Below are 23,299 nucleotides of genomic sequence, written 5' to 3'. Positions count from 1 at the left end.
AAACCGCCGAGCAGGCTACCGGAAGCCGGGAATACGAGCGAACATGTTCTGCGGGCCCACGACCCCAGAACTGCGTCGGCGACGGACCACCGACTGCTCGTTCGCAGACACCGCCGCTCCGGGCGAAAACGAGACGTGGTTCGGTCGCGCGCGACGGCCCGAGACACCTACTCGACGATGACCGTGCCGATCATGTCCGACCCCACGTGGGGGACGCAGACGTACGTGTACTCGCCGGGCGTCTCGAACGTGTGCTCGTAGGTCTCGCCCTGCGAGACGAGCGCGAACGAGTCGCCGCCCTGCTCCATCGTCCCGAACCCGGAGGCGCCGTCGGGGATGGAGACCTCGTCGTTCATCTCGGGGTACGCGCAGACGTTGTGGCTCGGACTGGCGAACTCCCACGTGACGGTGTCGCCCGTCGAGACCGTGATCTCCTCGGGCTCGAACACGAGCTGGCCGCCCGGCCCCACCTGCACGACGTTCTCGCCGCCGCTGCTGCCGCCGGACTCCGTGGTCTGTGCCTCGGTCGTCTCCTCGCCGCCGCCGTCGCCACCGCCGTCACCGCCACCGCCGCCGGAACAGCCGGCGAGCGCCGCGGCACCGACGACAGCAGTGCTTGCGAGGAACCGTCTCCGCGAGTAGTACTCGTCCATGTTTGCCTCACTTCGCCGGTCAGGGGTGCGGACACGTAAACCGCCGAGCACGGTACCAGAGTACGGGAAAGCAACCGAACATATTCGTGAAAGCGGTTAGGGGGTGGCTCCGCGAACCGTAACACGAGGAGTTCCAACGGTCCGCCGGCCGCCACCCCGCGTGGACCGACGGAGCCAAACGCCGCGCGCCCCTACCGCGGGGCATGGACTTGCGGTTTCTCGGCGGCGCGCGCGAGGTCGGGCGCAGCGCGATTCTCGTCGACGACTCGCTGCTGCTCGACTACGGGATGAAGCCCGGGACGCCTCCGGGCTACCCCGAAGACGTCGCCCCCGACGCCGTCGTCGTCAGCCACGGCCACCTCGACCACGCCGGCGCCGTCCCCGCGCTCGTCGCCGGCACGCGTCGCCCGCCGATTCACTGGACGCCGCCGACGCGGGACCTCACGCGCCTGCTCGCGCAGGACACGCTCAAGCTACAGGGCGGCGGCGAGCGCGGCGGCCGCTACGACTGCCCGTTCACGCGCGCGGAAGTCGCGGCGCTCGGCGAAGTCTCGGAGACCCACGGCTACCAGGAGACGTTCGAAGCCGCCGGCTACGAAGTCACGCTGTACGACGCCGGCCACATCCCCGGGAGCGCGCACGTCCTCGTGGACGACGGCGACACGCGGCTGCTCTACACGGCGGACTTCAACACGGAGGACCAGCGCCTGCTCGCCGGCACGACCGCCCGCCCCGACGCCGACGTGGTGATTACCGAAGCCACGTACGCGGACGTGACCCGGGACGACCGCGCGAGCATCGAGGACGCGTTCGCCACCTCCGTCGCGGAGACGATTCGCGGCGGCGGTACCGCCGTCGTCCCCGCGTTCGCGGTCGGGCGCACGCAGGAGCTGTTCATGGTGTGTGCCGCCCACGACATCCCCTGCTACGTGGACGGCATGGGCGTCGCCGTCACCGAGCGGTTCACGCAGACCAGCGAGTTCCTCCGGGACGCCGACGCGTTCCAAGCGGCTCGCGGCCACGCGCGCTTCCTCAACAAGTCCACGAGAAACGGCCAGCGCAAGCGCATCGCCGACAAGCCCACGGCCATCGTCACCACCGCGGGGATGCTCTCGGGCGGCCCCGCGATGACGTACGTCCCCGAGATCGCGGGCAACCCCCAGCACGAACTCGCGCTCACGGGGTATCAGGTCGAGGGGACGCCCGGCCGGGAACTGCTGGACACCGGGAGCGCGGAAATCGACGGCCGCCACCTCCGCGTCGCCGCGCGCGTCAACAGCTACGACTTCTCCGCGCACGCCGACCGCGAGGGCCTCCGGACGTTCCTCGACGACTACCGCGGCAGCGAGGTGCTGGTCAACCACGGCGACCGCTGCGAGTGGTTCGCCGAGCAGCTGCGCGCGGACGGCTTCGACGCGAGCGCGCCCGACCGCGGCCCCACGATTACGGTGTAGCTACTCGTCGCTCTCCGCGCGGTCGGCGTACGACTCCAGTTCCCCGGCGAGTTCGCGGGCCTGCTCGGGGGAGAGGGTCGCGCGCTCTGCGTGGGCCGGCACGCGCTCCGTGTCGGTGTTGTCCAGTTCGAGTTCCAGGAGGACGTCGCCGTCGTCGGTCGTGACGTTGAGCACGGCCAGCGCCTCCTCGGTCCAGCCGTGGCCCTCCGCCTCGCCGTCGAGGAGGTTGAACGTCGTGTACGCGTTGACCTTGATGATGCGGTCGGCCATGGAGGGCGAACGCGGGACAGCCCCGTGGGTGTTTCGACAGCGGCACCAGCAGAACGCGAGCGCGGTCAGTCGTCCGCGGAGATGGGTTCGCCCTCGCCGTTCGTCGGCGCGGGGCTGTCACCCATGTCGTCGTCGTCCGCGTACGGGTACCACGTCATCTTCGTGTTGTGCATGTAGGGGTCGTCGTAGTCCGTCTCCTCGGGGTCCGCGAGCTCCTGGAGCGCGTCCTCCTCTTGGCGCTGGATGAAGTCACGGAACGTCTCGCCGTCCTGGCGCTGGTCCTCGTAGGTCCCGAGTAAGTTCTGGATGTACCCCGGAACCTCGTCGGCGGGCACGCGCATCTCCACCCACTCCGCGAAGTGGGGGTTCTCGCCGAGCCCGCCGCCCAGCCCGATGTCGAGGGCTTCGACGGGTTCGCCGTCCTTGCGGGTCTTCATCCCGCGGAGGCTGATGTCCGCAATCTGGGGCTGCGCACACGACGCCGTGCAGCCCGAGAGGTGGATGTGGAAGTCCGTCACGCCCTCCGGGACGTCGACGTTCTCCTTGAACCAGCGCGCGTACCGCACCTGGCGGTTCTTCGTCTCCACGATGGACAGCGAGCAGAACTCGGTGCCCGTACACGCGATGGAGCCCCGCATGAACGGGTGGGGGTCCGGCGAGTAATCCTCTAAGAGGTCCTCCGCGAGGAAGTCGTCCAGTTTCTCCTCGGGGATGTCCGTCACGATGACGTTCTGTCGCTGCGTGAGCCGGACCTCGCCGCTGCCGTACTCCTCAGCGAGGTCGGCGAGCTCGTAGACGTCCTCGACGCCCTGCCGGCCGACCAGCACGTTCAGGCCGACGTAGTAGTTGCCGTCGGGCTGCTCGTGGACGCCGACGTGGTCGCCGTGCTCGTGGCCGCCCGCGTTGTACGTGTACTGGTCGCGGAGGTCGTCGCCCGCCGTTTCGAGGTCCCAGTCGGTGTAGTCCTCCTGGAGGACGCGGCGGACCTTGTCGACGCCCCACTCGTCGACGAGGAACTTGATGCGGGCGTTGTAGCGGTCCTCGCGGTCGCCGTGGTCGTTGAACAGCTCCGTCACGGCCGCCGCGATGTCTGTGGCCTTCTCCTCGGGCACCCAGATGTCGACGTCGCGAGCGAGGCGCGGCTCCTTCCGGGAGAGCCCGCCGCCGATGCGGACGTTGAAGCCGAGTTCGCCGTGCTTCTCGGCGGGCTCGAAGGCGAGGTCGTTGATGTCGCCCTGGCCGCAGCCCTGGTCGCAGCCCGTCACGGAGACCTTCCACTTCCGCGGGAGGTTCGCGTAGTCGTCGTTGCCCTTGAACGTCTCGTGGAGCTCCTCGGCGACCGGCCACGCGTCGATGTGCTCGTGGGTGTCCTTCCCGGCGACCGGGCAGCCGACGATGTTCCGCCACGAGTCACCACACGCCTGCTGGGTCGTGAGGTCGTTGGCCTCGAGCTTCTCGAAGATATCCGGCACGTCCTCCAGTTTGATCCAGTGGAGCTGAATCGACTGGCGGGTCGTCCAGTCGCAGTACGCCGCGCCGAACTCCGGATTGTCGACCGGGCCGCGGGCGTACTCGTCGGCGATTTCGGCGACCGTTCGGAGCTGGCCGGGTTCGAGGACGCCGTTCGGCGTCCCGATGCGCATCATGAAGTAGCTCTCCTGGCCCTTCCGCTGGTGGTACAGCCCCCACCACTTGAAGCGCTCGAACCACGCGTCCTCCTCGTCGTCGGGGATGGCGTCCCACCCCTCCTCGGCGAACCGGAAGAGATGCTCCCGGATCTCGTTACCGTAGACCTCGTCCTTCCATCGCTCGACGTCCGTGGGCATATAGAAGCATACTCGGCGTCCGCCCTTACCAAAGCGCGCTTGGTGTCAAGGTTCCCCGCGGCCGTCCGGTAGCGGATACACTTACCGCTATCGCCGAACACCTTCGACCAGCTCGAAGCCGTCGTCGGTCACCTTCCCGACCGGCAGCCACGGGGTCGTTCCCGACTCCCCGCAGTTCAGGCAGTGGCCGTGCGGGCGCGCCTCCACGCGCCGCCCGTCCACGCCGACGTCGACGAACGCCTCGACGACGAGCCACGCGAGCTCGCACGAACAGAAGGTCTCCGCGACCGGCCACACCTCGCTGGTCCCCACCTCGCGCTCGTCGTTCACGCTCACCCACGCGGCGTCGTCGAGCAGCCGCAGTCGCGTCGCCATACACGCCCTATCGGGTCCAGTCGGGTCCCCTCATCGGCGCTGGCAACGCCTGCCAGTCGTCCCCACTACCGTCAAGACTCTCTGGTACCAGTCAGCGCTGGCGGGCGTTGCGCGCGAAGCGACAGTTATCCGTCTGCGTGGCGTACCGACGAGTATGCACACTCGAACGCGCGGCCACCGCCAACACGCGTCCGCCGACGCCGCACCCGAACTGTTCACAGCGGAGGTGGACGGCGAGTGAACCAACACGCCGAACGCGACGCCGACCGCGAGGAGACGCAGGACCGCGACGACGACCACCTCGCCGACGTCGAACCCGGCGCCGGCTGCACGGAGATCTGGGAGCACCTCTCGGAGCGCCGGGAGAACCACGACGACGAGGAGTAGGTGTTTTACGCGCAACGCCGTTACTGGACGCCATGACTGACGAGGAGCGGCTCCCGCCGACGGACCGCGAATCCCCCGTCGGCGAGCCGGTCGTCCGCGGCGACGAACGCCTCACCGGGGAGCACGCCCGCGAAGCCGTCTCGTTCGACCCCGACGACCCCGACAGCGTCACCGAGGCCGCCGACACCGTCGGCGCGTTCGCGCGCAACGAGCTCGGCGACAGCCACATCTACATGCTCCGCGGCGCCGCCGCCTGCGCGGCGCTCGTCCGCGCACAGAACTCCTACAAGGCCGCCGCCGAGCGCGCGGACGGCGACGTCGGCGTCTCGTTCATCCGGAAGTGGGCGCGCGTCCACGACCTCCCGCGGGCCGTCCGCGAGCACGTCGCCGCCGGCCACATCCCGCCGACCGCCGCGAAACACATCGCCCGGGTCGGCGGCGACGACCGCTACCTCCTCGCGTGGGCGGTCGTCGACAACGACCTCACGGTCCGCGATGTCCGACAGGCCGCCAGCGCGGTCAACGACGGCGAGACCCTCGACGACGTGCTCGAAGAACTCGGCGTCACGCCCGGCGAACTCACGGTCACGCTCCCGTCGCCGGTCTACCGGGACCTCCGCCGGCACGCGACCGTCTCGGACCGCGACGCCGACGACGTCGTGGCCGACGCGCTCCGCGACTACCTCTAGTTCTCCGCGAGGAACGCCTCGCCGGCGTCCGCGAGCACGTCCACAGCCGTCTCGACCTCCCGGAAGTCGATGGTCTCGTCCGGGAAGTGCGCCTGCTCGATGCTCCCCGGGCCGAACATCACCGTCGGAATCCCCGCCTCCATGTAGTGGCGCGCGTCCGCGCCGTAGGTCACGCCCCGTGGCTCCGTCTCCGCGAGGTCGTTCGCGTGCATCCCCGACTGAACGGCTCGCACCACGGGCTCGTCAGGCGAAATCTCGGACGCCTCGAACTGGACGGAGAACCGCTCGAACTCGGGCGGATGCTCGGCGAGCCACTCGCTCTCGGCGACCACGTCCGCGAGCCGCTGGTCGAACGCCTCCTCGACCTCGGCGACGGTCTCCCCCGGGGCGACGCCGATGCGCCACTCCGCGACCAGCGACGCCGGCACCGTCGACGCCCACTCCCCCGCTTCGACCGTGCCGCAGACGACCGGCCACTTCGTCGGGAACTCCTCGTACAGCGGGTGGGTGACAGTCTGTTCGCGCTCGCCCGCGAGGTCCGCGAACGCTTCGCGGATACTATCGAAGTGCGGGAGCACGGACTCCCCGCGCCACGGCGTCGCCGCGTGCGACGAGCGTCCGGTCAGTCGCAGGCGCTTCATCAGGCTCCCCTCCGAGGCGACCACGGGAGTGAGCGCGGTCGGCTCCGCGATGATTGCGGCGTCCCGCTCGAAGGGGTAGGGGTTGTCCAGCGCCGCGGTCGCCGCGCCGACGCCGCCGGCCTCCTCGCCGACCACGCCCTCCACGACGACCCGGCCGTCCACGTCGCGCTCCGCGAGCGCGAGCGCCGCGAACACGCACGCCGCCAGCCCCGACTTCATGTCCGCCGCGCCGCGCGCGGTCAGCTCGTCGCCGCGCCACCGCGCCTCGAACGGCTGCGACGACCACACCGCCTCGTCGGCCGGCACCACGTCGAAGTGGCCGTTCAACACGAGCGTCGGGCCCGCGTCCGGGTCGCCGAGTTCGAGCACGCCGCCCACACTGCGCCGGTCGGCCGCCCGAATCGCGTCCGGGTCGTCCGGGAACGATCGGTGTCCCGCGAGCAAGTCCGCGTCCACGTCCCACTCGTAGGTCTCGAACCCGAGTTCCGCCAGCCGCGACGAGAACCACGAAGACACCGGCGCCTCCCCGCCGTCCGTCGACGCGAACGAGACGAGCTCGGTCACGAACTCGCGTGCGCTAGTCATACCGAACGGTTCGCCGACGCCCGCCTAAGGGTTTCGCTGGATGGTAAACGTTTAACGTCGGCCCGCCCGACGTGAAATCGAGGGCCGATAGCTCAGTCCGGCAGAGCGTCTGGCTTTTAACCAGACGGTCGAGGGTTCAAATCCCTCTCGGCCCGCTTCTGTGACGAGCGAACGTGAAGCGACGGGCTTCGGAAACTTCCACGCTGTAGCTACGAGTCCGGTGAAGGGATTCGAACCCGGGACTCGCGGCACCAGACCGGGTGAAACCGGCCTCGACTGGACGTGGCTGGCGTCGCCACTATCGGTATGGAAAACTGAACGAGAACGAGCGACTACGCCTGTGCGTGTGCAAGCCAGGCGAGACCGACGCCGATGCCGACCGCGCCGACCGCGCCGAGCGCCTGAAAGACGGTAACGACGCCGCTGTTCGTGTACTGCCACGGCATCCCGACGAGCGTCCCGACGCCGACGAGCGCGACGAACACGCCAACGAGGACGCCGTAGACGTCGAGCGTGTCAGCGAATAGCTGTTGCATGCACGACGCCTCGCCGCGGAACACGTTAACGGTGACGGAACGGGCCGGTGACGGTCAGTACCGCGACGGCATGAACGCCAGCATCACGAGTAGCGCCGCCGCGAGCGCGCTCAAGATGGCGATGCCCCAGAGCCCGTTCGTGCGCTCGTGGAACTCCTGTTGGGCCTCCACGTCCGAGTGGTAGTCCTCGTAGTCGGTCGTCAACTGGAGGACCGACGACCCGCCCTGCTGCTCGAAGTGCGCGAGGTACGCCGTGTCACCGACAGTGGTGTTCTCGCCCTCGTCGAAGCTAACCTCGTTGGTCTGGGGCGCGAACCACTCGACCGTCACCGACGAGTTCGTGACTGACGCCACGCGCGTCTCGTTGTCGTTGTCCGGGCGCTCGATTGCGTCGCCCTCCACGAACTCGTGGACGACCGGATCGTCGAGGTACTCGTCCCGCTCGACGAGCCGGCGCTCGCCGTCCTCCTCCACGATGACGTACGTCGTGCCGTCCTGCTCGACGGTCGGCCGGTCGACCGTCTGGACCTCACGGAGCTCGAACTCCGTCGGATCCGTCTGGCTCGGGATTACGACCGAATAGTTACTGCCCTGGTAGACCACCGTATCGTTGGCCGACCACGACTCCGTGTACCGCGCGGACTCGTTGGTCCACTCCGCAGTCGCGGAATCACCCGAGACCTCCGTGAAACTGTACGACGTCCCCGCCAGCGTCAACGTCTCGTCGGCGGAAACAGTGTAATCCGGGTTCTCGAGGGTCACGTCGGGCTGCTGAGCGGCGCCAATGAACGTGTACGCGCCGGCCGCCAGCAGAATGAAGACCACGACGGACACCGCCGCAGCACGTCGTTGCATACTCGAAGCGTAGAGAGGGCGTCGTATAATCGTTACTTTCCCGCCCCGCGAATCCGCGACATCGACGAACCGACTGCTACGGAACGAACGAGCACGCGAGAAAGCCAAGGGCCGGATTTGAACCGGCGGTGGGCGGCTCTGCAGGCCGCTGCGTTAGGCCGGACTCTGCCACCTTGGCACTGTATCGTGGTACTGCGCTCGCTCGCTTAAACGTAGCGGTCCGGAGCGTCGCCACTCCGCGATACAAATACAAAAAGCCCCGAACAGCAGCGATGCTGTTCGAGGCTTGATGAAGTATGAATGGCAGGCGGCGAACCGGATTTCCCAGAGGCTCGCGCACTCCAGTACTGACCGGAACGCAGGCGGGCTTATCTTCCGTGTTCGGGATGGGTACGGGAGTTGCCCCGCCGCTATGGCCGCCTTAATACCGACCAACGGAATCGAACCGTTGTCCCCGGACAGAAGTCCGGGACGCCAGTATCGGCGAACGTCCGTGTGTAAGTGCAATCCAGTTAACGCCTGGACTCGACCACGTAATGTGGTGAGTGCATGAGTGTGTGGCATTCGGTCGGTTAGTGCTCGCGGGCTGAACGTCTCGTTGCCTTGACGCGTACACCCCGAGTCTATCGAACTCGTCTTCTACGAGAGACCTCGACGGTGATTCTTTTCCAGGTGGGTTTCGAGCTTAGATGCATTCAGCTCTTACCCCGTGGTGCGTAGCTGCTCGGCACTTGCCCTCTCGGACAACCGATACACCAGTGGCACCCGTTCATAGTTCCTCTCGTACTATATGAACGTTCCTGTCAATCACCAATAACACCCCCAATAGATAGCAGCCGACCTGTCTCACGACGGTCTAAACCCAGCTCACGACCTCCTTTAATAGGCGAACAACCTCACCCTTGCCCGCTTCTGCACGGGCAGGATGGAGGGAACCGACATCGAGGTAGCAAGCCACTCGGTCGATATGTGCTCTTGCGAGTGACGACTCTGTTATCCCTAAGGTAGCTTTTCTGTCAGCAATGGCCCGCATCAAGCAGGCTCATTGGTTCGCTAGACCAGGCTTTCGCCTCAGCGTCCCTCGTTGTGTAGGACACTGTCAGACTACCTTATGCTCTTGCGCTCTTCTCCGGGTCTCCGACCCGGATGAGGTAGCCTTAGGGCGCGCTCGATATCTTTTCGAGCGCGTACCGCCCCAGTCAAACTGCCCGGCTACCGGTGTCCTCCTCCCGGAGTTAGGGTCACAGTCACTGACGGGTAGTGTTTCATGGCTGACTCGGTGGCGTGCTAGCGCACGTACCTGTGTAACGTCTCCTACCTACCCTGCACATCAGCGACCGTGTCCCAGCGACAGCCTGCAGTAAAGCTCTATAGGGTCTTCGCTTCCCCTTGGGGGTCTCCAGACTCCGCACTGGAACGTACAGTTCACCGGGCCCAACGTTGGGACAGTGAGGCTCTCGTTGATCCATTCATGCAAGCCGCTACTGAAGCGGCAAGGTACTACGCTACCTTAAGAGGGTCATAGTTACCCCCGCCGTTAACGGGTCCTTCGCCCCATTGTACTGGGTGTTCAGATACCCGCACTGGGCAGGATTCAGTGACCGTACGCGTCCTTGCGGATTTGCGGTCACCTATGTTGTTATTAGACAGTCGGAGCCTCCAAGACACTGCGACCTGCCCAATCACTGGGCAGGCATCCCTTATCGCGAACTTACGGGACTAACTTGCCGAATTCCCTAACGTCGGTTGTTCCCGACAGACCTAGGCTTTCGCTGCCAGAGCACCTGTGTCGGATCTTGGTACGGACATCGTGCTCGTCTTTTCACGGGCCCCAGATTGACTCGAGTTTCCCTATCCTACCGTTCGTCCGCTTCCTGCCATTACGGCTTCCACGGACTTGGACAGTTCGACCGGGCGATGGCCCGGCTCGAGCTACTCCGAGGCGTCGACTTTCACTGCACGATGGCACGGGAATATTAACCCGTTTCCCTTTTGACCCGCTCGAATTACGACGGGACTTAGGACCGGCTAACCCTCGGCTGATAAGCATTGCCGAGGAACCCTTGCTCTTCTCGGTCGTCGGGGTTCTAACCCGACTAACGCTGCTACTATGGCCAGGATTTTCTTCCCCATTCGGTCCACTCGAGTTCTCACCCGAGCTTCCGCCCGAACAGAGTGCCAACCTACTGGATCACGCTGTCACGCGTGCCGTTAGGTCTCGGTGGTGAACTTGAGCCCCGATCATTTTGGGCGCCCCGAACCTCGGCCGGTAAGCTGTTACGCTTTTCTTGGAGGGTAGCTGCTTCTAAGCTCACCTCCCGGCTGTCTAGGGCTCGGGACCACCTTCAATCGCACTTAGCTCACACTTTGGGACCTTAACCTAACTCTGGGTTGTCTCCCTCACGGTACACAGGCTTACCCCGCATACCGGATTCCCTGCGTCGACGGCGTTCGTAGGTTCGGAGTTCGACAGGAGGGCCAACTCCTCTCGGAGTTGGACCCTCCAATCGGTAGCTCTACCCCACGAACTACCTCAGCAGAGGTCATGCTTCGACATGTTTCGGTTGGAACCAGCTGTTGCCAGATTCGATGGGCCTTTCACCCCTACACGTAGGTCACGGGAGGGTATTGAAAGACACCAACCCTAACAGACCTCCACATGGCTTTCGCCATGCTTCATCTTGCCCACGCGTAGATCATCTGGTTTCGGGTCGTGTCCGTTTGACTCCCCGCCCTTGAAGACGGCGGCCCTCGCGCAAAGCGCTGCGGCCATGTCGGTTTCCCTGCGCCTCCCCGGATACTCCGGTTAGACTCGTCAGACAGACACACTCCCTGGCTCGTTTTTCAAAACGTACGACGGAACATCGGCTCCTCACAGGTCCTACTACAGGCTCGCGCCTGACTCGTTCCCAGTGAGGCCTTTTATGCCCCGTCGCTCCATCGCCACCTGATTTCAAGCCCTATTTCACCCCCCTTTGTGGGGTGCTTTTCAGCGTTCGTTCACACTACTTGTTCACTATCGGTCTCGGAGAGTACTTAGTCTTGGCAGTCGATGCCTGCCATCTTCACGAGGGATTTCCGACCCCCGCTACTCTGGAGCTGGCTCACGACTTACTTGTCCTCGATACGGGGCTGTCACCCTGTATCGCGCTCCGTTTCAGGAGACTTCGCGAGAACGTTCAGTCGATGCACGCCAGTCCGAACACCACATTGCCCGTGAGGGCTTCGGTTTGGACTGTGCCGCGTTCATTCGCCATTACTGACGGCGTCCCATTCGGTTTCTCTTCCTGGCCGTACTGAGATGTTTCAATTCCGGCCGTTCCCTATTGCGCAAAGCAATTGCAGTGGGGATTCCCATTAGGAGATCCTGAGTTCTTCGCCTCCGTGCGGCTCCCTCAGGCTTATCGCAGCTTGGCACGTCCTTCATCGGCATCCGAGCCGAGCTATCCACCAGGTGGCACAGTAGCCACGTTGGATGTCAGCTGCAGAGCAGCTGACGATGGTACTCAACCACACGAAGTGGTCGAGGGTTGTTGGCGGTGAAGCCAACGACGATGAATGTTGACTGCGAAGCAGTCAACGATGCTCAACACGCAATGGTTGAGCGCTGTTGAGTCACGGATGTGACCAACAGTCGGTACTCGACCACGGTGGTCGAGTCCAGTGAGCGCCTGGATTGCACTTACACACGGTCGTCATCGTACGTCCTCGTGGTGAACGAGGAGCGTACATAGACCCTTCCCACCCGCACTTTCGCGGGGTGGTGCATCAGTCTTCGTCGCGATTCACCGTTGCGCCGTCTCCCACTTAAGGGGCACGGTTTGAGGTGAATCCCGGACGGGATGGACCCACTGGGATTCGAACCCAGGGCATCCTCCTTGCAAAGGAGGCACTCTACCACTGAGCTATGGGCCCACCTCCCGAATCGGGAGGAGGTAACGTTAGCCTTGATGGTTTGTAGGTGTCCAACTGGTCACGGCGTCGTCGAAAGGTGGGCCAGGGCAACGCCCTGGTCCCGATCGTTAGGAGGTGATCCAGCCGCAGATTCCCCTACGGCTACCTTGTTACGACTTAAGCCCCCTTGCGGAGCCCAGATTCGACCGGCGCATGCCGGCCTCATCCGAACCCCACTCGGGTGCTTTGACGGGCGGTGTGTGCAAGGAGCAGGGACGTATTCACCGCGCGCTTCTGACACGCGATTACTACCGAATCCAGCTTCATGAGGGCGAGTTTCAGCCCTCAATCCGAACTACGATCGAGTTTAGGAGATTAGCGCCTCCTCTCGGAGTTGCATCCCATTGTCTCGACCATTGTAGCCCGCGTGTTGCCCAGCTCATTCGGGGCATACTGACCTACCGTTGCCCGTTCCTTCCTCCGCTTTGGCAGCGGCAGTCCACCTAATGTACCCAGCTACCCAAAGGGTACTGCTGGCAATTAGGAGTGCGGGTCTCGCTCGTTGCCTGACTTAACAGGACGCCTCACGGTACGAGCTGACGGCGGCCATGCACCTCCTCTCAGTAGCATCGGGTAAGGTCATCAACCTGACCGTCATTACTACTGTCGGAGCTGGTGAGATGTCCGGCGTTGAGTCCAATTAAACCGCAGGCTCCTCCGGTTGTAGTGCTCCCCCGCCAATTCCTTTAAGTTTCATCCTTGCAGACGTACTTCCCAGGCGGCCCGCTTCTCGGCTTCCCTACGGCACAGCGCAGGCTCGTAGCCTGCGCCACACCTAGCGGGCATCGTTTACAGCTAGGACTACCCGGGTATCTAATCCGGTTCGAGACCCTAGCTTTCGTCCCTCACTGTCGGATCCGTCCTCCTGAGGCGCTTTCGCCACCGGTGGTCCGTCCAGGATTACAGGATTTCACTCCTACCCCGGACGTACCCCTCAGGTCTTCCGGTCCCAAGCCGAACAGTTTCCGCTGGACGCCTGCTCGTTAAGCGAACAGATTTCCCAACGGACTTGTCCGGCCAGCTACGGACGCTTTAGGCCCAATAATATCGGCCATCACTCGGGCTGCCGGTATTACCGCGGCGGCTGGCACCGGTCTTGCCCAGCCCTTATTCGTACACCACCTTACGGTGTACAAAAGTGAAGGCTCTATGCCTTCACACTCGGAGTCCCCTTATCGCACTTGCGTACAGTGTAAAGGTTTCGCGCCTGCTGCGCCCCGTAGGGCCCGGAATCTTGTCTCAGATTCCGTCTCCGGGCTCTTGCTCTCACAACCCGTACCGATTATTGGCACGGTGGGCCGTTACCCCACCGTCTACCTAATCGACCGCAGCCACATCCTGTGGCGCCGTAGCGTTTCCAGCTCCGCCCGTTCCAGGGGTGGAGCGTTATTGGGAATTAGCCTCAGTTTCCCGAGATTGTTCCCATCCACAGGGTAGTTTGGCCACGTGTTACTGAGCTTTCCGCTGCGGGTCTAAACCCGCACAACTAGCATGGCTAAATCGGACTCCGATAGCAATGGCCTCCGGCAGGATCAACCGGAATGTTTGCTGGGGTTAAACCCCAGCGACCAGAACTAAAAGTCCTGGTTTGGCGGGAACACAAAGTGTTCCTCATAGCCACGACAAAGCGCCGTGGCCAGTTGGATGTCACCAAACCATCAAGGCTAACATCAGATCCCATCTGTACGGCGGACCGCAGGGGTGGAATCCTCATTCCTTCGGACCTGAACGTAGTCCGCGACGGGTCATAAACCCATCGGACTTCGCTCGGCCCGAGACGACGTTCGCATTTCCTCCAACGCCCCGTTATTACTTAAGGGCATCGAACCACGCTCGAAAGAGCGAAGGTCGAGCCCCAGAACGGGACCGAAGTAATGCATCAGTCGCCCGGAGAAACCCGGACGACCTCATTGTCGTGCGCATTACCTCGTATTGCCCGTTATTACTTAAGGGCATCGAACCACGCTCGAAAGAGCGAAGGTCGAAGCCCGGAAGCGGGCGTCGGAAGCATACGTCAGTCACCCGGGAAACCCGAGTGACCTCATCGTCGTTCGCATTCTTCCGAAGCGCCCGGTATCACTTAAGGGCGTCGAACCAGACTCGCCGAAGGCGAGGGGTTCGACGCGGGGGCGTCGAGGCGTCAATCAGTGGCGTCGGGTGCACCGAGCCACCTCACGTCGTTCGCATCTCATCCGAGTGCCGGGTTACGTAAAACCCCATCGAACCAGCGGCGCATCGACACGCCACCGCATACCAGAAAACCGCGAGACGACGTACCGGAGGCTACGCGTGAAAGTACCGCGTGGGTGGAGGTCGGCCAGTCGTCCCGCGCGAGTGCGTGCGGTCGGGCCGAGTGGTGCCCACGCAGCTCTGGGTAGTCGCGGGGGTGACTAAGCCGTTACGCGTCGCACACGCGGGACAAAAGAGACCGCCAGCGGCGTCAGTCCTCGATGTGCTTGATGCCTTCCTTGGAGACGTTCGCTTTCGTAATCTCGCCGGGCATCCAGTCGGGTTTGTCGCCAGGGGCTTCCTCTTCCCACGCCCACGCTTCGTAGATGTGGACTTTGTCGGTGCCTTTCTCGCGGAGCCGGAGCTCCTTGCGGTCGGCGTCCTGTTCGCTGTCGGCGACGTCCTCGATGCGGCGAGCCGCCTTGAGTGCGGCCTGCCGTGGGGTGTTCCCGCTGAAGACGCTGCTCTCGTCACCGGATTCTCGGAGCGCGAAGTTGCGCTTGCCGTCCTCACGTACCATGGTTTTGCTCCATGCTATGCGAACACAAGGCCGGGTGATAAATATACCGCCGATTTTGCCGATAGTTTTATCTATCTCGTCGGCCGGTTCGGGGAAAGCGCCGACCCGGAAGCCCGGCTCGTGACCGCCGACGACAGCCCTCAGTCGCCGCGAGCGCGCGTCAGCCCGAACGGTCGGAAGAACTTAAGTACGGAGTGCGGCGAAAGGCAACGTAGACACTTCGCGATGGTTCGCAAGAAGACGCTCAGCCCGAGTGGCGCGAAAGGCGACGACGGCGAGTACCACAACGCCCACGTCAATCTCCACGAGGACGAACTGTCGGTCGCCGGCCTCGACATCGGCGACGAAGTCTTCGTGCGGGTGCGCGAGGACAAGATCATCATCCAGCGGGCCGACCAGGACGACGTCGAACACGACTTCTAACGGGATGTACCGGCTGGCCAAACCGCTGTTGTTCCGGCTGCCTCCGGAGACCGCCCACGAGGCGATTACGGGGCTACTGCGAGTCGCACAGCGCACACGTCTCGAGCGCGCGTACGCGGGCCACTACACTGTCGACGACGAGCGGTTGTCCGTCGAGGCGTTCGACCAGTCGTTCCCGAATCCCGTCGGGGTGGCGGCGGGCTTCGACAAGAACGCCGAGATACCGCGGGCGCTGGCGGCGCTGGGGTTCGGCCACGTCGAGGTCGGCGCGGTCACGGCGGAGGGCCAGCCCGGGAACCCGCGACCGCGGATGTTCCGGCTCCGCGAGGACGAGGGGCTCGTCAACCGGATGGGGTTCAACAACGCGGGCGCAGACGTGGTCGGTGAGCGCCTCGCCGAGCAGCGCCTCCCGGACGTGCCCGTGGGCGTGAACGTCGGGAAGTCGAAGTCCACGCCACTGGAGGACGCCCCGGACGACTACCGCTACACGTACGAGCAGGTGGCCGAGGACGGCGACTACTTCGTGGTGAACGTCTCCAGCCCGAACACGCCGGGGCTGCGCGAGCTCCAGAACCGCGAGCAGTTAGCGGCGATTCTGGAGGCGCTCCAGGACGCGGGCGCGGCGCCCTTGCTCGTGAAGCTCTCTCCGGACCTCCACCGTGACGCGGTCGTAGACGCCGTCGAGCTCGCGAACGACCTCGGACTGGACGGCGTGGTCGCGACGAACACGACGACCGACCGGCCCGACGCCCTCCGGAGCCCGAACGCCGCCGAGAAGGGCGGACTGTCGGGGCGGCCGATTCGGGAGCGCGCGACCGACCAGGTGCGGTTCGTCGCCGAGCGCACGGACCTCCCGGTGGTCGGCGTCGGTGGCGTGTTCACCGCAGCGGACGCCTACGAGAAGATTCGCGCGGGCGCGTCCGTCGTGCAACTGTACACGGGCCTCGTCTACCGCGGCCCCAGCATCGCCCGAGAAATCAACGAGGGGCTGCTCGAACTGCTGGACCGCGACGGTTTCGCGTCCGTAGAAGACGCGGTCGGCGCGGACCTGTAACTGTTCTACCGGAGCGCGTCGAGTTCGAACTCGAAGCCGGCGACCGGCACTTCGACGTCGTGGTCGACGATGACCGCGGGGTGGAGTTCGCCGATGACGCCCACTTCTTCGCCGTCGATGACCACACTGGCGGCGCGGCCGTCGATGAACGACGGATGCTCGGTGGCGGGCGTTTCGAGGTCGACGTGGAACTCCTCGCAGAGCGCCGCGAGCCGCGCCTTCGCGTCCTCGTAGGAGGCGTCGTGGCGCGCGAGCACGGCGGCGACGGTGCGCCGCTCGGCGACACCCGTCTCCGTGGCGTCGTCCACGTGCGCGGCGAACCCGATTTCCGCGAGGTCCTGCGGGTACGCGCGGTGCGTGTTGTTCTCCAGCACCGAGACCAGCGACGGCAGCGCCCACGTGCGGAGGATGGTGAAGTCCTCGCTGTAGGGCTCGTCGATGGTCGCGGGTTCGGCGGCGCCCACCACGTCGTCGTCCGGCGAGATGCGCATCCGCTCGAAGTTGTCGGCCTCGCTGGTCATGTTGAAGTTCAGGAGGTCCTCGAAGCCGAGGCCGACGAGCGTCTCGCGGGCGGCGGCCTCCAGGCGCGACGTCTCCGTGCGGCCGCCGATGGTGCCGACGTCGGGGTAGCGCGGCACGAGGTTGTTGAACCCGTACGCGCGCCCGATGTCGTCCACGACGTCCACGGGGTGGAGGACGTCGACGCGGTACGGCGGAATCTCCACCTCGTAGGTGAGTTCGTCCCCGCCCTCGGGCTCGGCATCGAGACCCGCTCGTTCGGCGAGGTCGACGACTTCGTCGGGTTCGAGGTCGATGCCGAGCAGCGTCTCGACGCGCTCGTGGGGGACCTGCTTGGTCTGGACTTCGAAGTCCGGGCGGACGAGTTCAGTGTCCCCGTATTCGACGGTGACGTCCTCGACGGTGGCGCCGCGCGCGTCGAGCGCGTAGCAGATGATGGCGCACATCCGGTCGATGGTCCACTGGTCGGTGCCGGTGAGTTCGACGAACAGCTCCCGGGAGTCCGTGGAGACCTCGGTGCGGCGGCCGTTGATGACCGGCGGGAAGCTGAACAGCCCGATGTCGTCGTAGATGGCGGGGTAGCGGTCGTAGTTCTCCAGCAGGTCCGCGTACTGCTCGCCGGTCGGGTGCTCGGTGAGCACGTCGGCGGGCGTGCGCTCGGCGTCGTCGTCCAGCGGCACGAACGTGTCGCCGTCGGGTTCGATGCCGGTGTACGTGATGGAGCGCCCCGCGTCGCCGTCCTCGCCGCTGACGGACTCGCCTTTCAGCATCGCGAGGTCGTGGATGCCGATGGCGCCCTTCGCGCGCTTGCGGCCCATCGTGGCGTGGAGTTTCTCCTGCAGTTGGATGAGCGAGTCCAGCGCGTCCTCGTCGAGGTCGACGCCGCGAATCACGGCGCCCGTGACGCAGGGCCGGTCGTCGGGGACGTCCTCGACGTTGATGGTCCACTCGGCGCTGTTCGTGTCCGGCACGTAGACGCCCCGGGTGTCGCCGTAGTGGTAGCGCAGCGAGCGCGCGATGCCCTCCACGGAGAGGCGGTCGAGGCGGTCGGCCTCGAACTCGAGTTTGAACTCGCCGTCCTCGGTCTCGCCCTCGTACTCGATACCGAGCCCGAAGAGGTCGTCCCTGAGTTCGTCGTCGCTCTTGTCGGTGTGCCCCGTCAGGGTCCGGAGTTCGTCGGGGTCGATGTCGACGACGGGCATCAGTACACCACCTCCGCGTCCCGCAGGAACTCAAGGTCACACAGCGTCCCGTGGACGTCGCGGATGTCCTCGAAGCCAGTCACGAGCATCAGCAGGCGTTCGAGGGCGAGCCCCCACGCCATCACGTCGGCTTCGACGCCGAGCGGTTCGAGCATCTCCGGGCGGAAGATGCCGGAGTTCCCGATTTCGATGAGTTCGCCGGTCTCGGGGTGGCGTCCGAACAGCTCGAAGCTCGGCTCCGTGTAGGGGTTGTACGTGGGCTTGAACTCGATGTCCGTGATGCCGAACTGGCTGTAGAACTCCCGGAACGTCCCCATGAGGTCGCGGACGGAGAGGTCCTCGGCCATCACCCAGCCCTCGATCTGGAAGAACTCCAGGAGGTGGGTGGCGTCGAGGGTGTCGTTGCGGTACGCCTTCTCGACGCTGAAGTACCGCGCGGGCGGTTCCACGTCCTCACCGGCGACGCCGGAGAGGTAGCGGGCAGTGAGACTCGTCGTGTGCCCGCGGAGCGCGAGCGCACGCGCGAAGTCCTCGTCCCACGGCGAGTGGTAGCCGTCGCCGTCCGGCCCGACGCCCTCGCGGTGGGCGCGTTCGACGCGCTCGACGAGGTCTTCGGGTAACTCGTCGATTTTCTCGGGCTGCTCCAGCGCGAACCGGTCCCAGTGGTTGCGCGCGGGGTGGTCCTGGGGCATGAACAGGCAGTCGTTGATGTAGAAGTCCGCGTCGACGTGTGGCCCCTCCATCTCCTGGAAGCCCATCCCCACGAGCACTTCCTTGACGCGCTCGGACGCCTGCCGGAGCACGTGCGTCTTCCCGGGCGTGTGCTCGCCGGCGTCGGCTTCGACGTTGTAGTCGGCGAACTCGGCGTCGCGCCACTCGCCGGACGCGAGCATGTCTGGGGTGAGCTGGCCGACTTCCTCGGCGGACTCGACGCCCGCCATGAGTTCGGTGACGCCGGCCTCCGTCAGGAGCACCGACCGGACGGTGCGCTCGGTGACGGCGACGAGGTCGCGGCGCGCCAGCTGGTCGAGCGCGTCGTCGGCCTCGACGGCCCCGCCCGCGGCCAGCGTTTCGAGTGCGGCGGCCTCCGCGTCCTCGCTGGGGTCGGCGTCGGGGTCCGCGGCGAGGTCCCCCGAGTCGATGCTCCCGTAGCCCTTCCGGGCGTAGTTCGACAGCGCGATATCGACCTGCGGACCTTCCAGCCCGGACGTGCCGATGACTTCGCCCATCGAGACCGGTTCGTCGTCCGCGCCGGCGTCGAGGGCGGCCTCGTAGAGTCGGACCTCCGGCAGTCCATCTTCGGCGTACTCGCGGCCTTCCTCGGTCAGTTCGACCTCCTCCTCGGTCTCCTCGACGACGTCCACGAGGCCGGCGTCCTCCAGTTCGAACGCCGCGCCCGTGACCGTCTCCGGCGGCCGCTCGATTTCGGCCGCGAGGTCGGCGATGCGTCTCGGTTCGTCGGCGCTCGCCGCTTCGAGCACCGCGACCTGCTGTGGTGGCAGTTTCATTGTGCGTAGGGGCGTGTGGCAGTCAGTTATCCGTTCCGCTCCCGGCCCGAACGAGCGGGTTCGGCCCCGCGACGGCTCCCGCCGCCGCGCGGCGTCCACCGGCTCACTCAGGCGAAGAAGAAACCGAACCCCGGAGCCGCGACTACTCGACGTGCGCTGCGACCGGCGTGGGGTTCGGACGCCATGTGCGGGAGGATGGCACGGCCGGTGAAAAGAATTCCGTCAGCGGCTCGCCGGGACCGTCAGGCTCGCGCCGAGTCGAGTTCGACGTCGAGGTCCGCCAGCACTTCCTTCGCCTCCTCGCGTTTCTCCTGGTGGTCTTCGAGGAACTCCGCCATGAGTTCCGCGGCCTCCTCCTTGCAGCCGCCGCAGAGCCGTTCGCCGCCCGCGCACTCCTCGTAGACGCGCTCGGCGAACTCGTCGTCGTCCGCCGCGAGGAGGTAGGCGTACAGCTCGTAGACGGGACACTGGTCGGGTTCACCGCCGAGCTCGCGCTGTTTCTCGGCGGTCTCGCGGCCGCCCGTGGTCGCGGCCTTGACCTTGTCGTAGCCGTCCTCGGGGTCGTCGAGGAGGCTGATGTGGCTGGCGGGAATCGAGGAGGACATCTTCCCGCCGGTGAGCCCGGTCATGAAGCGGTGGTAGATCGACGAGGGCGGCACGAAGCCGTAGCCGCCGTGGTCGACTTCGACGGCGAGCGCGAGGTCCTCGGCGGTCTCGCGGTCGATGTCGAACGCGTCGACGTGGCCCTCGAAGACGCGCTTCTCGCCGGCGACCTCGTCGATGAGCGCCTCGAAGGCCTCGTCGGTCGCCTGCCGGTCGAAGAACCGAATCCGGGGGCGGAGCGGCTCCATCCCGGCGTTTTCGAGCTTCTGGACGACCGACTCGACCACTTCGGCGTCGTATGCGGCCGCGAGGTCGGCGTCCTCGCGCAGCCAGTCGGCGGCTTCCGTGCAGCGCGGCTGGTCCTCGTCCTCGGCGTACTCCCCGCGGGCGTCGTAGGCGGCGGCGACGAGCGGGCGCTCGTCGTCGTCGAACGCGACGCTGGCGTACGCCTCGGTAACTTTGAAGTAGCGCGTGCGCTCCGCGAGGTCCCGGGCGAGCCGCATGTGGGGGTCTTGGTCGGGGCCGACCGGGATGACGGTGGGCTTGGACTCCTCGAGCTGCGGGTAGAGGATGTCCGCCATCTGCGTGACGACGCTCTGCATGTGGGAGACGTCGGTCTCGCCGTCGAACCCGTAGATGGCTTCGAACTCCGAGAAGTTCGCCTCCGCGCCGAGTTCGAACGCGAGGTCCTGGAGTTCGCGGTTCGCGGACTGCCGGTAGAGCGTGCCGTCCTCGGGGTCGAAGCCGAGCGCGAGCAGGGAGAGCAGGTAGTCGCGGGCGTGCTCGTCGATTTCGTCCCACGTCAGCCCGCGGGCGGCGTGGGCTTCGAGGTCGGCGATGAGCGCGTACGCGTCGGCGCCCTGCTGTTGGTGCCAGATGATCTCGTCGAAGACCATCTTGTGGCCGATGTGGGGGTCGCCGGTCGGCATGAACCCCGACAGCGCGGCGAACGGCTCGTCGTTGCGCATCGCGTCGGCGACGCGGCGGTAGTCGCGGTGCCCGAAGATGATAGCCCGCCGCATCAGGTAGTGCGGGTCGGGCACCTCGTCGATGACGTCGTCGAAGGACTCGATGCCGAACTCCTCGAAGAGCTTGCGGTAGTCCGAGACCGTCGAGGAGCCCCACGGGTCGAGCGCGACGCTGTCGGCGCCCGGCGCGTCCTCGCCGTCCGTCTCGTTGTCTGTGTCGGTCATAGTTAGGGAGTGAGCCTGCTCACGGAGAGCCAGCGAATCGTGTCCGCACTGGGATTGTCGAGCGCAAAAACCATTCGCTTCCGGACCCCGTGGGCGAGGCGCACGTCCAGCGAGAGGTCCCGCGGCGCGAACACGACATCGTCGGGGAGCACGCGCACGAGCAACTCCGAGTGCCCGAGGTCATCGACGGACTCGACCTCGCTGTACACGCGGAAGTCCGCGCCGAACTTGAACCCGGTCTTGGGGACCATCCCGCGGTCGCGCAGCGCCCGGTAGACGCGCAGCCGGCGGTCGAAGCGATCGGCCTCGCCCGCGCGGCCGCGCTCGACGACCGCCTCGACGTCGTCGTCCCCGAGGTCGAGGACGCCCTGCGCGGCGAGGTACGCGGCCTCCAGCAGCGAGAGCTGGAGCGCGTCGTACTCGGCCGCGCGGCCGCCGAGCGGCTGCCCGTAGAACCCCTGTTCGTGGAGTTCGCCGGGCGCGTCCCAGACGAGCACGCGGTCTTCGAGCAGCGTGCCGCGGACGTCCGTCGGCGGGGTGAAGTCGGTGTCGCCGTCGGGCTCGGTGGCGGTCACGTCGAGGTACGTGATTTCGCTCTCCTCGTCGACGACCGCGAGCACGACGTCGCCGAGGTCGCCGGCGGGGATGGTCGCGCGCTCGTCGACGACGCGAATCCGGTGTTTCACGACGCCGTCGCCGGGCCCCTTCCCGCGCGGGAACACGACGAAGTCGCCGTCGCCCGGGTCGTCCCACCACGGCTGGCGGTCGGGCGCGAGGTAGAAGCCGCGGTCGCGGAGGTCCGCGTAGACGAGGAAGCGCGCGGCGAAGCCGGCGCCGCGGTCGGCGAAAAAGTCCCGGAACCCCGCGCCGTCGACGGCGTCGAGGTCGCCGCGGAACAGCAGGTGGGCGGCCTCCACGACCGACAGCGCGATGGCGTTGCCGTCGAGCGGGTGGCCGTAGCCGCGGGCGTCGTGGAACCGCTGGCGGGCGTCGCCGCCGACCCGGACCTCGTCGCCGTGTAGCTCGCCGTCCATACCGGGAGCGTCGCGCGCCCGACGTTCAACTGTTGCGGTCGCGCCCGCCCGCGGTCAGTGCCTGCCCGCAGTCGCCGTCGAGACAGCGCGGCCCGCTCGGCGTCTCGAAGGCCGGTAGTCCGCACTCGCAGGTGCCGTCCACGGTCCCGCGGGGCAGCCGGTAGCTGGCGTCGCAGTCCGGACAGGCCGCGTGGAGGCCCCGGTCGGCCTCGATTTCGAGTGGCGCGCCACACCGACACGCCCACGCGCCGTCGAAGCGCTCGGCGACGACGTCGGCGATGGGCGTGCAGTCGCGGTCCAGACACGCCGTCACCTCGCCGCCGCGCTCCACCCGCAACTGGGGGAGCCCGCAGTCCGGACAGGGCTCGTCCACGACGGCGGCGTCCCGCGGAATCGCGTAGCTCGTCCGGCAGTCGATGCAGACGACGCGCCCGCCGTCCCTGACGAGCGTGCCGTCGCACTCGCACGTGCCGACCGGCGGCCCGGCGGGCGACGCGGGATAGTGGGCGTCGCCGTGCTCGGTCGCGCTCTCCACGACGAGCCGCTCGTCGCCGTCCGCCGCGTCGATGCGGAACCCGCGGGCGTCCCGCGTGTACCGGACGACGCCCGGGCGCGTGAGCCACGCCGCGGGCTGGTAGCCGTCCGCGTCGTGGACGAGCACGGTGTCGTCGGGTTTCACGATGACGACGACGTCACCGCGGAGGTCGCGTTCGGTTCGACCGTCGCTCTCGTAGCGGACGGCACACTCGCCAGCGAGCACGCGAATCGCGTCCTGCATGGCCCGGATTG

The 23,299-nt window shown here is 66.2% G+C and carries 18 protein-coding genes, 3 tRNA genes and 3 rRNA genes; 6 read left to right on the top strand and 18 right to left on the bottom strand.

Annotated elements, in window-relative coordinates; translation table 11 throughout:
* Positions 1-167: 167 nt before the first annotated feature.
* Complete coding sequence (locus HHUB_RS00220) at positions 168-653, bottom strand: plastocyanin/azurin family copper-binding protein (protein WP_059055122.1); 486 nt, start codon at positions 651-653, stop codon at positions 168-170.
* Positions 654-856: 203 nt separating this feature from the next.
* Here HHUB_RS00220 and HHUB_RS00215 point away from each other — a divergent pair, with 203 nt between their 5' ends.
* Positions 857-2,107 (top strand): MBL fold metallo-hydrolase, encoded by a 1,251-nt coding sequence (locus tag HHUB_RS00215; protein WP_059055121.1) that lies wholly within the window; start codon positions 857-859, stop codon positions 2,105-2,107.
* Here HHUB_RS00215 and HHUB_RS00210 read toward each other — a convergent pair whose 3' ends face one another.
* From HHUB_RS00210 to HHUB_RS00200, 3 genes are all read right to left on the bottom strand, one after another.
* Complete coding sequence (locus HHUB_RS00210) at positions 2,108-2,377, bottom strand: DUF6360 family protein (protein WP_059055120.1); 270 nt, start codon at positions 2,375-2,377, stop codon at positions 2,108-2,110. It abuts the gene before it with no gap.
* A 65-nt stretch (positions 2,378-2,442) separates the two neighbouring features.
* A complete protein-coding gene (locus HHUB_RS00205; protein ID WP_059055117.1) occupies positions 2,443-4,203 on the bottom strand; it encodes a nitrite/sulfite reductase in 1,761 nt (586 codons plus the stop codon).
* 87 nt (positions 4,204-4,290) lie between these two features.
* The gene (locus HHUB_RS00200) at positions 4,291-4,578 is read right to left on the bottom strand and encodes a hypothetical protein (protein WP_059055116.1); all 288 of its coding nucleotides are present in this window, start codon (positions 4,576-4,578) and stop codon (positions 4,291-4,293) included.
* Positions 4,579-4,815: 237 nt separating this feature from the next.
* Here HHUB_RS00200 and HHUB_RS16960 point away from each other — a divergent pair, with 237 nt between their 5' ends.
* Both HHUB_RS16960 and HHUB_RS00195 read left to right on the top strand, forming a co-directional pair.
* Positions 4,816-4,965, top strand: coding sequence for a hypothetical protein (locus tag HHUB_RS16960; RefSeq protein ID WP_169793375.1), 150 nt, complete (start codon positions 4,816-4,818; stop codon positions 4,963-4,965).
* A 32-nt stretch (positions 4,966-4,997) separates the two neighbouring features.
* Complete coding sequence (locus HHUB_RS00195; protein WP_059055112.1) at positions 4,998-5,654, top strand: DUF7119 family protein; 657 nt, start codon at positions 4,998-5,000, stop codon at positions 5,652-5,654.
* Here the strand turns inward: HHUB_RS00195 and HHUB_RS00190 are convergent.
* Complete coding sequence (locus tag HHUB_RS00190; protein ID WP_059055110.1) at positions 5,651-6,880, bottom strand: M20 family metallopeptidase; 1,230 nt, start codon at positions 6,878-6,880, stop codon at positions 5,651-5,653. The genes HHUB_RS00195 and HHUB_RS00190 overlap by 4 nt on opposite strands.
* A gap of 81 nt (positions 6,881-6,961) precedes the next feature.
* On the opposite strand from HHUB_RS00190, the gene HHUB_RS00185 reads away from it, so the two are divergent.
* Positions 6,962-7,035: transfer RNA gene (locus HHUB_RS00185), tRNA-Lys, on the top strand.
* 177 nt (positions 7,036-7,212) lie between these two features.
* On the opposite strand, the gene HHUB_RS00180 is transcribed toward HHUB_RS00185, so the two are convergent.
* The 8 genes from HHUB_RS00180 to HHUB_RS00145 form a co-directional block, all read right to left on the bottom strand.
* Positions 7,213-7,416 carry a hypothetical protein gene (locus tag HHUB_RS00180; protein ID WP_059055108.1) on the bottom strand — a complete coding sequence of 68 codons (204 nt, stop codon included), beginning with the start codon at positions 7,414-7,416 and terminating at the stop codon, positions 7,213-7,215.
* Between the two features lie 54 nt (positions 7,417-7,470).
* Positions 7,471-8,271: a hypothetical protein gene (locus tag HHUB_RS00175; protein ID WP_082687127.1), complete on the bottom strand. Its 801-nt coding sequence runs from the start codon at positions 8,269-8,271 to the stop codon at positions 7,471-7,473.
* 102 nt (positions 8,272-8,373) lie between these two features.
* Positions 8,374-8,449 (bottom strand) — tRNA-Cys (locus HHUB_RS00170).
* A gap of 124 nt (positions 8,450-8,573) precedes the next feature.
* A 5S ribosomal RNA gene (rrf, locus tag HHUB_RS00165) occupies positions 8,574-8,695 on the bottom strand.
* Positions 8,696-8,823: 128 nt separating this feature from the next.
* Positions 8,824-11,746, bottom strand: a 23S ribosomal RNA gene (locus HHUB_RS00160).
* A 368-nt stretch (positions 11,747-12,114) separates the two neighbouring features.
* A tRNA-Ala gene (locus HHUB_RS00155) sits at positions 12,115-12,186 on the bottom strand.
* Positions 12,187-12,295: 109 nt separating this feature from the next.
* Positions 12,296-13,768: ribosomal RNA gene (locus HHUB_RS00150) — 16S ribosomal RNA — on the bottom strand.
* Together the 16S, 23S and 5S rRNA genes with 2 tRNA genes alongside form the textbook arrangement of a ribosomal RNA operon.
* A gap of 897 nt (positions 13,769-14,665) precedes the next feature.
* Positions 14,666-14,974: a non-histone chromosomal MC1 family protein gene (locus HHUB_RS00145; RefSeq protein WP_059055106.1), complete on the bottom strand. Its 309-nt coding sequence runs from the start codon at positions 14,972-14,974 to the stop codon at positions 14,666-14,668.
* A gap of 225 nt (positions 14,975-15,199) precedes the next feature.
* Here HHUB_RS00145 and HHUB_RS00140 point away from each other — a divergent pair, with 225 nt between their 5' ends.
* Together HHUB_RS00140 and HHUB_RS00135 are read left to right on the top strand one after the other, a co-directional pair.
* A complete protein-coding gene (locus tag HHUB_RS00140; RefSeq protein ID WP_058984575.1) occupies positions 15,200-15,397 on the top strand; it encodes an AbrB/MazE/SpoVT family DNA-binding domain-containing protein in 198 nt (65 codons plus the stop codon).
* Positions 15,398-15,401: 4 nt separating this feature from the next.
* Positions 15,402-16,451 (top strand): quinone-dependent dihydroorotate dehydrogenase, encoded by a 1,050-nt coding sequence (locus HHUB_RS00135; protein WP_059055105.1) that lies wholly within the window; start codon positions 15,402-15,404, stop codon positions 16,449-16,451.
* Positions 16,452-16,456: 5 nt separating this feature from the next.
* On the opposite strand, the gene pheT is transcribed toward HHUB_RS00135, so the two are convergent.
* The 5 genes from pheT to HHUB_RS00110 all read right to left on the bottom strand — a co-directional run bounded on the left by pheT (position 16,457) and on the right by HHUB_RS00110 (position 23,288).
* On the bottom strand, positions 16,457-18,172 hold the full coding sequence (pheT, locus tag HHUB_RS00130) for a phenylalanine--tRNA ligase subunit beta (RefSeq protein WP_059055103.1): 1,716 nt from the start codon (positions 18,170-18,172) through the stop codon (positions 16,457-16,459).
* Positions 18,172-19,680 carry a phenylalanine--tRNA ligase subunit alpha gene (gene pheS, locus HHUB_RS00125; RefSeq protein WP_059055102.1) on the bottom strand — a complete coding sequence of 503 codons (1,509 nt, stop codon included), beginning with the start codon at positions 19,678-19,680 and terminating at the stop codon, positions 18,172-18,174. Before pheS ends, pheT begins: the two co-directional genes overlap by 1 nt.
* A 242-nt stretch (positions 19,681-19,922) precedes the next feature.
* Positions 19,923-21,476 carry a tryptophan--tRNA ligase gene (locus HHUB_RS00120; protein ID WP_059055100.1) on the bottom strand — a complete coding sequence of 518 codons (1,554 nt, stop codon included), beginning with the start codon at positions 21,474-21,476 and terminating at the stop codon, positions 19,923-19,925.
* Between the two features lie 2 nt (positions 21,477-21,478).
* Positions 21,479-22,510, bottom strand: a complete 1,032-nt coding sequence (endA, locus tag HHUB_RS00115) for a tRNA-intron lyase (protein WP_059055099.1) — start codon at positions 22,508-22,510, stop codon at positions 21,479-21,481.
* A 25-nt stretch (positions 22,511-22,535) separates the two neighbouring features.
* The gene (locus tag HHUB_RS00110) at positions 22,536-23,288 is read right to left on the bottom strand and encodes a PDDEXK family nuclease (protein ID WP_059055097.1); all 753 of its coding nucleotides are present in this window, start codon (positions 23,286-23,288) and stop codon (positions 22,536-22,538) included.
* Between the last annotated feature and the right edge of the window lie 11 nt (positions 23,289-23,299).

This window comes from Halobacterium hubeiense (assembly GCF_001488575.1).
GTDB lineage: Archaea > Halobacteriota > Halobacteria > Halobacteriales > Halobacteriaceae > Halobacterium > Halobacterium hubeiense.
Note: the sequence above shows the minus strand (reverse complement) of the source record. Positions and strands in the feature narration are given on the sequence as shown.

Coding starts and splice junctions, on each gene's coding strand:
- HHUB_RS00220 (WP_059055122.1), bottom strand. CDS start 653: ATGGACGAGTACTACTCGCGGAGACGGTTCCTCGCAAGCACTGCTGTC.
- HHUB_RS00215 (WP_059055121.1), top strand. CDS start 857: ATGGACTTGCGGTTTCTCGGCGGCGCGCGCGAGGTCGGGCGCAGCGCG.
- HHUB_RS00210 (WP_059055120.1), bottom strand. CDS start 2,377: ATGGCCGACCGCATCATCAAGGTCAACGCGTACACGACGTTCAACCTC.
- HHUB_RS00205 (WP_059055117.1), bottom strand. CDS start 4,203: ATGCCCACGGACGTCGAGCGATGGAAGGACGAGGTCTACGGTAACGAG.
- HHUB_RS00200 (WP_059055116.1), bottom strand. CDS start 4,578: ATGGCGACGCGACTGCGGCTGCTCGACGACGCCGCGTGGGTGAGCGTG.
- HHUB_RS00195 (WP_059055112.1), top strand. CDS start 4,998: ATGACTGACGAGGAGCGGCTCCCGCCGACGGACCGCGAATCCCCCGTC.
- HHUB_RS00190 (WP_059055110.1), bottom strand. CDS start 6,880: ATGACTAGCGCACGCGAGTTCGTGACCGAGCTCGTCTCGTTCGCGTCG.
- HHUB_RS00180 (WP_059055108.1), bottom strand. CDS start 7,416: ATGCAACAGCTATTCGCTGACACGCTCGACGTCTACGGCGTCCTCGTT.
- HHUB_RS00175 (WP_082687127.1), bottom strand. CDS start 8,271: ATGCAACGACGTGCTGCGGCGGTGTCCGTCGTGGTCTTCATTCTGCTG.
- HHUB_RS00145 (WP_059055106.1), bottom strand. CDS start 14,974: ATGGTACGTGAGGACGGCAAGCGCAACTTCGCGCTCCGAGAATCCGGT.
- HHUB_RS00140 (WP_058984575.1), top strand. CDS start 15,200: ATGGTTCGCAAGAAGACGCTCAGCCCGAGTGGCGCGAAAGGCGACGAC.
- HHUB_RS00135 (WP_059055105.1), top strand. CDS start 15,402: ATGTACCGGCTGGCCAAACCGCTGTTGTTCCGGCTGCCTCCGGAGACC.
- pheT (WP_059055103.1), bottom strand. CDS start 18,172: ATGCCCGTCGTCGACATCGACCCCGACGAACTCCGGACCCTGACGGGG.
- pheS (WP_059055102.1), bottom strand. CDS start 19,680: ATGAAACTGCCACCACAGCAGGTCGCGGTGCTCGAAGCGGCGAGCGCC.
- HHUB_RS00120 (WP_059055100.1), bottom strand. CDS start 21,476: ATGACCGACACAGACAACGAGACGGACGGCGAGGACGCGCCGGGCGCC.
- endA (WP_059055099.1), bottom strand. CDS start 22,510: ATGGACGGCGAGCTACACGGCGACGAGGTCCGGGTCGGCGGCGACGCC.
- HHUB_RS00110 (WP_059055097.1), bottom strand. CDS start 23,288: ATGCAGGACGCGATTCGCGTGCTCGCTGGCGAGTGTGCCGTCCGCTAC.